We start from the raw sequence: 11,515 nt of genomic DNA on the forward strand, positions 1-11,515 counted from the left end.
GATTTGGGGGTCGGTTCACTGCATGGGCTGTTTTAGAAATCGCACCGAACGCCAAACATGGCACATCATCAGCGATGGCGAGCGAGCCAAGATTTTAAAAAACCTTGGCAGGCGACGTCGCAACATCCACGCCCTACTTCGTCACAAACACCGCCAAACCCCAGTCAATTATGAGTTTGATTTTTATGGGCAGTTTGAGCAGTTAAGTTTTGATTTTTAAGTCAGTGATTTTTAAATCAGTATCGCCCTGTGGTTTTTATTTACCTTTTTTTATTCATCTTTCTTAATTTGCCTTTTTGCCTTTATCATTTATCACGGCAAATAAAGAGTAGGCACGCCCTATTTACCCCATTTATTTCCCCAGCTTATTTGCCAACGTCATACACGCTTCATAACGTCTATTGACATTGGTGGCGTACCAGTTGGTGTTTTTGTCCTGTTTCATCTTTGTACTGCTAATCACGACCTGTGGCATGATGGCATAGGTGGGGTCTTTTTTGTATTTGGCTTTAAACAGCTCGCTAACCCCTTGATACGTGGCGGTTTGCTCAAAACTTGCTTTTTTCTCTTTTTTCAAATCACTTCTGATTTGGGCGGGAGTGAGCGGTGTTTTGGCGGTGGCGAGCAGTTTGATGAGTGCCGTCTCGGTCTGTGATTTGGCACTGCTCACCGTGCCATTAGCATACAACAGCAAATCGCCATCAATGTCAAGGCTGATTCCTGTTAGGCTTGCCACACGTTTTTGAAAGGCGGAATTTCGACTTGAATACACGCCCGAATTATAATCAGCAAAGCGATACAACGGCTTATCATAGTCCGCCTGATACATCATTAAACGATGAATGCCGTAGTACAGACCGCCATACTGCCCGTACATGTCAGCACGCAGGGTGCGGTCGTTCATGTTAGCTCGGCGGTGGCGTTTGGCGTAATTGACATGCACCTGCATGGAGCCTAAGGTGGTGATGGGGTTTAGGCGTTCGTCAAGGCTCTCGCCTGTGAGCTTGGTGAGATTGTTCACGCCACTGACTTTATAGGTGCTGGTAAAGTAGTCAAACATCTGTTGGTACAGCTCGTCTAGCTCTTTTTCGGTTTTTACCTTTTTGATTTGACTCTCAAAGCTGTTGTCCTTGGTTGGGCGGGTGGCGAGCATGGTGCGAAACACGCCAGCGAGCTGCTTGCCCAGTTTGTCTTCTAGCTTATCATCGATGGCACGCAAGGACGCTTGCCCAAGGTTAGCAACGGCAGGATTGGCGTGAAAATTGGACTCTTGGTCGATGACCGCGACCACGGTGCAGATGTTCTCTTTGTCCTTGTGCAGTTTTAGCTCGTCAAATATCGCCCCGATGTCGCCTGCCCAACTCGCCTTGTCCTGTGAGCGATTGGGTAGCACTTTGGCAATCTCATCATTTGACAAAGTGGGCGTGTCGGGTGTCTCTTGGGTGCAGGCGGTCAGCAGGATGGCACCGCCAAACAAAGCGATGTATAAGGGCAGATTTTTTAACAGTGGATTTTTCATAAAGTGATAAAAAACAATGACAAGCCAAAAAAAACGGCTTATTGTAGCAAAATAATGCCCCAATAAGCCTTGTTCAATATTAATGCCATGTGTGATTTTTGTATCACGAACTGCTGGTTACATATTCACCACCCACCAGTCGCATAAGCCCTTCTTGTTGGGTGGTGGCGACAAGCCTGCCATCTTGCCAAAACTGCCCGTGGTTTAGCCCCTTGGCGTGACTGGTCGTGTCGCTCCACATGTCATACAGCAGCCAGTCGCTGACATCAAAGGGGCGATGAAAATGCATGCTGTGGTCAATGCTCGCCACTTGCAAACCCTTGGTCATAAAGCTAAGTCCGTGCGACATCAGCCCCGTGCCAACCAAATAAAAGTCGGACGCAAAGGCAAGCAGAGCCTGATGAATGGCGACAGGCTGGTCTTGCAATCCATTGATACGAAGCCAATTGGCTTGGCGGGGTCGCATGGGCTGTGGATGAATGGGGTCTCGGGGCGTGACAGGGCGTATCTCGACATGGCGTTTACGCAGGTAGCGGGCTTTTAGGGCGTCGGGGATTTTGCCGACATGGGCGTCTTTTAGCTCCTGCTCACTTTGCAATGTGTCAGGATGCGGATATTCGGGCATGCTCTCTTGGTAATCCAGTCCACCTTCCATGGGCGAGAATGACGCGATCATGCTAAAAATAACCTGTTCGGTCGTGCCAAGCGTGGGGTCGTCAGGGTCGTTTGGCACGTTTTGTACCGCCACGACTTGCCGAGCCGATAGGCTTTTGCCATCACGCAGACGGCGGACTTGGTAGATGACTGGCAGGCGAATGTCGCCCCCACGCAAAAAATAACCATGAAAACTGTGACAAGGCTTGTCTATCTGGAGCGTCTTTGCCCCTGCCATCATCGCTTGGGCAAGCACCTGTCCACCAAACACCCTTGCCCCCACATAGTCAAAGCTTGGTGCTGAGAACACATCGGGCGTTATCTCGGTTAGGGTCAAAGTCGTCATCAAATCACGAATCAAACTATCATCAGGCGTATTTGGCATAATCATTCCACACATCTAAAATGGCTAAGGGAAAATGGTGCTGTTTTGTATTGATAAACATCAACAAACCACACCACTTATGTCAGGCGTACAAGTATAACAAAATTTTTGTCCATTTCTAGTTAAAAATGTTAAAATACCAAGGAATATTGTCAAATCATGGCACACATTATGCTAAAACTTCCTAATATCTCTCAGATTTTTTCTAAAAAACCAAATAACAGCCCAAAATCCACCAACGAAAACCAACAAGAACCCCCCAAAAGAGCAGAGAATAAGCCATCGGCGTATCGGCACTTGTCAGGCAAAGGCTTATCCTTGGTGGTCAAGGCACAAATCTTGGGCGAAGTGCCAGAGCTTGATGATGACATTCCCACCTTTTATGTTCTAAGAGAATATTCACGCTCTAACAGTCTGCTCGTGGACATCAAGACCCGAGAGCTGGATTTGCCATCTGCCCTTGCCAGTACGACAGTGGGCAAAGACAGCGAAAGTGCGTCAGTCATCTTTTTAAAACACCGTCACGGCTCGGACAACGTACCATCGCCACGTTTAGAGCGTTTGGTCAAAGCATGCCTAGATGACCCCACGCTGCGTGTGCGACTCATCCCTGTGACCATCCTATGGGGGCGAGCCCCAAGTAAAGAAGACAGTCTGTTTCGCCTACTGATGGCGGACGAGTGGAACACGCCAAGCATTCCCAAACAGCTCTTTAACATCAGTGTGATGGGGCGTGATACGGTCGTACAGTTCGCCAGCCCCAAAGAACTACACACGCTCATCGAAGAGACCAAGCAAGCGGGCGAGAGCGACATTAACTCTGCCATCCTAACCCAAACCATCGCCACCCGTCTCAAAGGCTTTTTGGACAAACAAAGAACGAGCATCATCGGGCCTGACTTATCCGACAAACGCAACATCACCGGCAAAATCCTAGCATCGCCCGTGGTACAGACCGCCATCGAACAAGAATCCGCCACCACTGGCAAATCCATCAACGAAGTCAAAAAAGAAGCGGCAGGCTACATCGGCGAGATAACAAGCGACTACTCACACTCAGTCGTGCGGTTTTTTGACCACTTTTTGACGTGGCTTTGGGAGCGACTCTATGACGGCGTGGAAGTGCGTCATTTTGAGCGGGTGCGTAAGCTTGCCCCCGACCACCAAATCATCTATGTGCCATGCCACCGTAGCCACATGGACTACCTACTCTTGTCTTATGTCATCTACAAACGGGGCTTGCGTATCCCTTACATCGCTGCAGGGGACAACCTAAACATCCCCGTACTGGGCGAGATACTGCGTAGTGGCGGGGCGTTTTTCATGCGTCGTAGCTTCAAAGGCAATGCTTTATACAGCACGGTATTTAAAGAATACCTACACACACTCATGCAACGGGCTGTCCCCATTGAGTATTTCATCGAAGGTGGTCGCTCTCGCTCAGGTCGCCTACTACCACCCAAGCTCGGCATGCTTGCCATGACCGTAGGTAGTTATCTGCGTGACCCTGCTAAGCCCGTGGTCTTTGTCCCGACCTACATCAGCTACGAGCGGATTATGGAAGGGGCGACTTATGTGGGCGAGCTCAAAGGCAAACCCAAAGAGAGCGAGAACCTACTTAGTCTCATCAAGACCGCCCAAAAGATTGAACGGGTGTTTGGCACGGTACATCTGTCCTTTGGCGAACCGCTACACCTGACCCACTTTTTGGATAAATTTAACGTCAAAACTGGCAAAGACACCCTAGCGTTAAGCCCTGACGAGCAAGCGGACAACGACAAACAAACCCACGCCATGGTTACCAACATTGGCGTCAAAATCATGCAAAACATCAACAAATCAGCGGTCGTCAATCCCGTCTCCCTACTGGCACTCGTACTACTGTCCACCCCCAAATCCGCCCTTGATGAAGCCCAAGCGATGGAACAAATCGCCCTGTATCAGCGTATCGCCCAAGCCCTGCCCTATGACAGCGACACCTTTGTCACTGACATGAACCCCAAAGACATCTTGGCGTATGGCTTACAGTTAGAACTCATCGAACGCACGCCCCATGTGCTAGGCGACATGATAAAAGTGGCGGACAAACAAGCCCCCTTGCTTAGCTACTTTAAAAACAACATTCTGCACGTCTTTATCCTAGCCAGTTTTATCGCATCACTGGTGCAACGTAACGGACGCATGTACCGTGATAAGCTAGAAAACATCAGCGAGCTTTTGTACCCCTTTTTACAAACCGAGCTGTTTTTAAAACACCCACAGCGTAGCATTAAGGATACCATTGGCGAAATTTTGGACGTGCTTATCAAAGAAAATCTGGTTGTTGAATGGGATGGCGTACTCATCAGTGCCCCCGAGACCAACTCGCCTGCCTACCAACAGCTCATCGTGCTTGCCGACCCTGCCCAACAGAGCCTAGAACGCTACTTTATGGCGTTAACCCTATTATCCGAACAAGGCACGCACCGCCTAAACACCGAGCAAGTCGTCAATCTGTGCTACTTCCTAGGGCAAAGGGTGTCTGTGCTGTATGCCGATGATTTACCTGACATGTTTGACAAGGCGTTATTTACAAGCTTCTTAGACACGCTCGTCCGCATGGATTATGTGCAGATTGAGCCTGAGACGGGCATGATTGATTTTGATGAACGCATTGACAAAATCGCCGAACATGCCAAATATGTCCTAAACCCTGACATGATTGAGCTACTGCGTCACACCGCCCGCCTAAATGACGATGAGATTGACAGCGTCATGGATGAGATGAATAAAAAGCGTAAATTTGGACGTAAATAGCCAATTTATTGATTTACAAAATATTAAAATACACACTTCAATCTCAACCTAAAATGACAACTTATTGATTATTATGAAATTATTTTTTGGATTGTAGGGGCGAATCATATTCGCCCTTGATAAATCAATCACTTGCATAAAGTTGAGAATGGGGTAATATGTTAAAATATTTTTGCTGGATAAATACATGGGGTAAATGATAATTTGCCCCATAAAAGACACACCGATTTAAAGCGTGTTGCCTAGACATACCCCAAACCCCATTTTAAGGAAAATCCCCATGGACATGAACACCCTACCCACCATTGACCCCACTGCCCTAGGCGATAGAGTGCCACGCCGTCATGGCAAATTTGCCCCACGCCTTGCCCGTGCCTTTTTGGACAAGGCAGGCTGGCGTATCACAGGCGAGATTCCCAATGTCTCACAGGCGGTACTGCTTGCTGTACCACACACCTCCAACATGGATGGCGTGTATGCCATTCCCACCCTGCTGGCTCTTGATGTGGACATCAAATTACTTGGCAAAAAACAGCTTTTTAAACTCCCCATTCTGTCGCACTTTTTAAGATGGGCGGGGGTCATCGCCATTGATAGGGATAAAAAAGGCTCGGTATTACAAGCCAACATCAACCGCTTTAAAACTGGCAAACCGCTCTTTTTGGGGCTGTCGCCTGAGGGCACTCGGGGCTACACTGACGAGTGGAAAACGGGCTTTTATTATCTGGCACTTGGGGCAGACGTACCCATCTTGCCTGTGGCGATGGATTATAACACCAAAGAGGTTCGCTTTATGCCCCTGTTCTATCCCACAGGCGACATTGAGGCGGATTTGCCCAAGATTTATGCCTATTATGACGGCGTAGAAGGCAGGCATATCAAAAAAATGTCTAAGCCATTGCAAGATTTGTCAAAATGATGGCTGAGATAGTTGATAATGATTGGGTAAAAAAATACAAAGACAGGCAATATTAACAAGGATTTTGACACAGAAAAACCATCTGACCACTTAACTGGGTAAATTTTAAGGTTTTTACTTAACTTTTAAATTAAGTGGTCGGATAGCCATTTTTCATACAAAACCACACAAAACAAAACGCCCCGAACTTCGGAGCGTTTTTTGTAACATAGACTGACAATTAGTAGATGCTGATATCTTTGTCAATTTTGAGTGTGTACTCGCCATTGGTATAGATGTCATAAATGGCATCAGTTGTGCTGTCTTTGACCCAGTTACCTTGTGAACCTGCAGAGATATCTACTAGACTGGTGTCATTGGCTGTATCTCTAGTACCAATATAGACACGGTCATTGGCATCGCCATCTATCGTCATGGTCTTGACATCGCCTTTGGCAAGATTTTCAACAGTAACGCTTTTAATCCAAGATTTACCCTCAGTAATATCCATAGATTCAAAACCAATGACATCAGACAAATTGATGGTAGAGCCGCCTTTAACAATTAGGCTGTCATTGCCCTCTCCTGCTAATACTGTGCCTGTGGATGTAGTTTTCAGTGTTCCACCAATGACAAGCCTGTCATCTCCTGCCCCCAAATCAATGGTTGGAGCAGGGTCTTTATTGCCACCAATCTCAACATAATCATTACCGTTACCTGCATTGATGGCTGCATTGTTATACATATGAGCACCCAAAATAAAGGTGTCATTGCCATCACCCAGATTAACAATTGTATTAGCATTCATTGAAAGACGAACTTTGACATAGTCATCACCGCCAGCAGTATCTAGTACAGTAGCATCGCCACCAACATCTGCGTCCCAAATGTTTGCAACAGGACCACCTAATCTAGTTGTACCATCTTGAGCATAGCCAATATAGACTTTGTCTGCGTACTCTGTGGTTGTATAACCATCAGGAGATACTTGGTTGTTTCTTCCTTTGCCTGTTGGACCAACGGTTGTAGTCATGCTACCGCCCAAATTGGTCAGGGCAAAGGCATTGCTGTCAATTACAACACCAGTTGCTGAGGCTTTTTCAGCTTTTGTATTTACTTTATAGCCACTACCTTCAGCAAGGGACAAGGTTAGTCTTTCATTACCTTCACCACCTTCTTTTGTCATGTTGGCTGGTGTATCGGTTTTGGCATCTAGATAAACTTTAGCCTCTCTTTTGCCTTTTTCGATTACAACCTTTTCTGGAATTGCACTCTCAAAGTCTTCATTGGTGGCTTTTCCTGACTTGGTTAGATGAATGGTTAGGTCTGATGTTGCTTCTTTATCAAGGGAGATTGTGTACACTAAACGTTCAGCTCCATCTTCCTCAACCGCTGTTTTGTACTTGCCTGCAACACCTGCTGTACCGTTGTCTGTGGAGACATTGATACTAACGACAGGCGGAACAGGAGCTTTCACAGTAGCTGTATCCGAACCGCCTGTTGTATTTTGGTTAGTGCCATCACTAAACTTGTTCGCATCTACCGATACTTTCAGTGCGTCTGTGCCTGTAGTTGAGCCAACAGTTACTTTGGCGGTGTAGGTGAGAGGGTCGTTGGTATCAGCTCTTAGTGTACCTGTTTTGAGTACACCGCCCTCCACTACAATGTCGCTTTCATCAAAGTCGGTGATGGATGTCGCTTTATCATCTCTAATGGTAAAGGTTACGGTTATCGTTTCGCCTGCTTCCACTTCTGTGGCAGGAATATCGACAGTGATGGTTGGTGGGTTGGTGTCAGCAGGCGTTTTGGCGGTGTCTTTCGCCGTTTGCTCAGGGTTGGCTGAGTCTGTGTCGGTCACCGTCGCAGTCACGTCTGTGTTGTCCGCTACTTTGTCAGCAGGGATGGACACAGTTGGTGCTTGACCGCCTTTGTCTGCAGGCACTGTACTAGGCAAGCCAAGTTTGCCAAGTTTGTCAGCGTCTGTGGCTGGGGCTTTCCAAGTACCATCAGGTTGTTTGGTGTAAGTCACTTCTACAGGGACAGTCTCACCTTCTGGGGTGGCAGTCACTTTAACCGTGTCGTCTGGTTCGGTGCTGTCTTTGCTTGGGAACTTGACATCAACGGTGCCATCAGGGTTGCCAGTGACGGCAGGGGCTGTTGGTTTGTTTTGTGTGTCAGCACTTGGAGCAGGCGTTTTGGCGGTGTCTTTCGCCGTTTGCTCAGGGTTGGCTGAGTCTGTGTCGGTCACCGTCGCAGTCACGTCTGTGTTGTCCGCTACTTTGTCAGCAGGGATGGACACAGTTGGTGCTTGACCGCCTTTGTCTGCAGGCACTGTACTAGGCAAGCCAAGTTTGCCAAGTTTGTCAGCGTCTGTGGCTGGGGCTTTCCAAGTACCATCAGGTTGTTTGGTGTAAGTCACTTCTACAGGGACAGTCTCACCTTCTGGGGTGGCAGTCACTTTAACCGTGTCGTCTGGTTCGGTGCTGTCTTTGCTTGGGAACTTGACATCAACGGTGCCATCAGGGTTGCCAGTGACGGCAGGGGCTGTTGGTTTGTTTTGTGTGTCAGCACTTGGAGCATCTGCTCTGGCATCTGTTGCCGTAGCAGCGGCATCACCGCTTTTGCCATTGTCGGTGGTTTGGTTGGCAGTCACGTCAGAGCCGTCTTTAACTTTGTCAGCAGGTAGAGTGATGGTGCCATCGTCGTTAATGACAACGTTATCATCATCTGCCGTCCAGTTGCCATCTTTATCTTTGGTCACAGTAACGGTTTGCTCTTTGTCATCTTCATCCACATAGCTGATCTCAACTTTTGTGGCATCTTTTGTTGGCTTGACTGTTACAGAGCCATCAGGATTGGCAGTCACATCAGGTTCGGCGATGCCATCTTTGGCGGTGGCATCTGCTGGGTCGCTGATGCCCACTGGCGTGGTTTGTTGTGTGGTAACTGTTGAGCCGTCTTTGACTTTGTCGGCTGGAATGGTGATGTTGCCATCATTACCGATGACAACTTTATCATCATTTGATGTCCATTTGCCATTGTTATCTTTGGCGATGGTGGCAGTGTTTTGCTTGCCATCTTCGTCAGTGTAATTGATGGTGACTTTATTTGCTTTATCTGATGGCGTAACTGTCACAGAGCCATCATCGTTGGCATTAATTTCTGGTGATGCAGGTTTGGCAGGTGTGGTGCCATTTTGGTTGTTAACAACCACTGGTACTTTACCACTGTCTTTGGTGCCCACAGTTTGCTCAGCAGTGGCGGTTGAGCCATCTTTAACTTTATCAGCTGGAATGGTGATGCTGCCATCATTACCGATGACAACTTTATCATCATTTGATGTCCATTTGCCATTGTTATCTTTGGCGATGGTGGCAGTGTTTTGCTTGCCATCTTCGTCAGTGTAATTGATGGTAACTTTATTTGCTTTATCTGATGGCGTAACTGTCACAGAGCCGTCGTCATTGGCAGTAATCTCTGGTGTAGGCACGTTGTCTTGGGTGGTTACTGTACCTTTATCGCTGTCTTTGGTGCCCACAGTTTGGTTGGCAGAGACCTCTGAGCCATCTTTTACGTTATTGTCAGGCAGAATGATGCTGCCATCATTACCGATGACAACTTTATCATCATTTGATGTCCATTTGCCATTGTTATCTTTGGCGATGGTGGCAGTGTTTTGCTTACCATCTTCGTCAGTGTAATTGATGGTGACTTTATTTGCTTTATCTGATGGCGTAACTGTCACAGAGCCATCATCGTTGGCATTAATTTTGGGTTGTGGTACGCTTGTTTTTGCTCTGTCAGATGCAGAGAGACTCTCTTCACGACCTGGATCGGTTTGTGTTGCACTAACATCAGAGCCGTCTGTCACATTGTCAGCTGGAATGGTGATGGTGCCATCATTACCGATGACAACTTTATTATCATTTGATGTCCATTTGCCATCGTTATCTTTGGTGATGGTGGCGGTGTTTGATTTGCCGTCTGCATCGGTGTAGCTTACGACAACTTTTGAGCCAGTGGTGGCGTCATCGCTTGGTTTGATGACAACATTACCAGCATCATCGCCTGTCTTTATGGCCTCTACAACAGGTTTGGCAGATGAAATTTTGCCCACGCCTTCGCTATTATTGGTTGTACCGACATCAGTGGTCTGTTTGGCGGTTACGTTGGTCTTAGAACCTATCGTATTTACAGGAATAACAACCTTACCAGTAGCAGGGTCAATAGTAACACTGTCATCTTTATTGTTATCTATCCAGGCACCAGCTTTGCCATCGCCATTGGTGTTTTTTGTAAATTTGGCAGTAGATACCGTCTGATCTGGTTTGGTATAGGTTACTTCAAGCTCTGTTGCACTCTCATGAGGGGTAACAACAACACCACCATCCATCGTTACAACCTCTGGATTGTGTAGCGTGGCTTTGGCTTCTGTATAATGTTCTTTTTTTGCACTGATGGTAAAATTATGAAGCTCGCCCAATTTGATGCCATTTGCCTCCAAAAGCTGGGCGGTAATATTTACCTTACCATCTTTATCTGTAAGAACTGTCTTATTATTTGCATCTTTTAGTTCGGTGCCATTGACAGAGATGATGGCTTGCGATACATTCTGACCGTTGCTGGTTACGGTAAAGTTTAGTGCTTGTGTTGCACCTTGTGCAACTGTATCACTTTGTATGTTTTCAATATTTAGTGGTTTTTCTTGGGCAGAGGCATTAGCATTATTGTTATTGTCGTTACCTTTATCATCTCTGCCAGAGATAGCAGCAGCGATACCAGCCAGACCTGCGATACCTACAAGCCATGGCATGATGCCAAAGCGAGTGCCTTCTTCTGCACCGATCCACCATGGAGCAGGATAGCCTTGACCGCCTAGGGCTTGACCTTCGATGTCACCGATGACAAGCTCGGTAACATAGTCTTGGGTAAGACCAGTATCTGGCACATAGTAGTGGTATTGACCGCTTTCGGCTTGTCCGATGAGTGCTGATTTGTCATGGTCATAGAAGTTTTCGATGATTAGGTCAGATTCTTCGGCATTTTCTTCAAAAGAGATGTGCAAATCTTTGCCAACACGCTTGGTGACGATGTGGTCAGGACCACGACCTGTGGCATCGTTGATAAGCTCATAGTTGGCATTGCGAGTAGCTCTGATGACGGTGGGCTGACCGTCTTTGGTGATGACCTTTGCTTCGACAATGGTCTGAACACTGTCATTGACTTTTACGCTGATGGATTGCATGTGAACCGCACCCCAAAA

General features: G+C 47.2%; 6 protein-coding genes. 3 read left to right on the plus strand and 3 right to left on the minus strand.

The window, feature by feature from the left end; translation table 11 throughout:
* On the plus strand, positions 1–220 hold a 220-nt coding region (locus tag B5J94_RS13180; protein WP_079364190.1), incomplete at its 5' end, for a DUF1289 domain-containing protein.
* 132 nt (positions 221–352) lie between these two features.
* On the opposite strand, the gene B5J94_RS13185 is transcribed toward B5J94_RS13180, so the two are convergent.
* A complete protein-coding gene (locus B5J94_RS13185; protein WP_062500667.1) occupies positions 353–1,519 on the minus strand; it encodes a DUF1615 family protein in 1,167 nt (388 codons plus the stop codon).
* A gap of 103 nt (positions 1,520–1,622) precedes the next feature.
* Positions 1,623–2,558: an acyl-CoA thioesterase gene (locus B5J94_RS13190; protein ID WP_062500673.1), complete on the minus strand. Its 936-nt coding sequence runs from the start codon at positions 2,556–2,558 to the stop codon at positions 1,623–1,625.
* Positions 2,559–2,729: 171 nt separating this feature from the next.
* On the opposite strand from B5J94_RS13190, the gene plsB reads away from it, so the two are divergent.
* Positions 2,730–5,354: a glycerol-3-phosphate 1-O-acyltransferase PlsB gene (gene plsB, locus B5J94_RS13195; protein WP_062500671.1), complete on the plus strand. Its 2,625-nt coding sequence runs from the start codon at positions 2,730–2,732 to the stop codon at positions 5,352–5,354.
* 280 nt (positions 5,355–5,634) lie between these two features.
* Positions 5,635–6,273, plus strand: a complete 639-nt coding sequence (locus B5J94_RS13200) for a lysophospholipid acyltransferase family protein (RefSeq protein WP_062500665.1) — start codon at positions 5,635–5,637, stop codon at positions 6,271–6,273.
* 220 nt (positions 6,274–6,493) lie between these two features.
* Here B5J94_RS13200 and B5J94_RS13205 read toward each other — a convergent pair whose 3' ends face one another.
* Positions 6,494–11,497 (minus strand): hypothetical protein, encoded by a 5,004-nt coding sequence (locus tag B5J94_RS13205; RefSeq protein ID WP_079364191.1) that lies wholly within the window; start codon positions 11,495–11,497, stop codon positions 6,494–6,496.
* Positions 11,498–11,515 lie beyond the last annotated feature (18 nt).

It is taken from the genome of Moraxella lacunata, assembly GCF_002027545.1.
Taxonomy (GTDB): Bacteria; Pseudomonadota; Gammaproteobacteria; order Pseudomonadales; family Moraxellaceae; genus Moraxella; species Moraxella lacunata.

What these genes read in the sequence shown, in the direction of transcription:
- B5J94_RS13185 (WP_062500667.1), bottom strand. Translation starts at nt 1,519, where the DNA reads ATGAAAAATCCACTGTTAAAAAATCTGCCCTTATACATCGCTTTGTTT.
- B5J94_RS13190 (WP_062500673.1), bottom strand. Translation starts at nt 2,558, where the DNA reads ATGCCAAATACGCCTGATGATAGTTTGATTCGTGATTTGATGACGACT.
- plsB (WP_062500671.1), top strand. Translation starts at nt 2,730, where the DNA reads ATGCTAAAACTTCCTAATATCTCTCAGATTTTTTCTAAAAAACCAAAT.
- B5J94_RS13200 (WP_062500665.1), top strand. Translation starts at nt 5,635, where the DNA reads ATGGACATGAACACCCTACCCACCATTGACCCCACTGCCCTAGGCGAT.
- B5J94_RS13205 (WP_079364191.1), bottom strand. Translation starts at nt 11,497, where the DNA reads ATGCAATCCATCAGCGTAAAAGTCAATGACAGTGTTCAGACCATTGTC.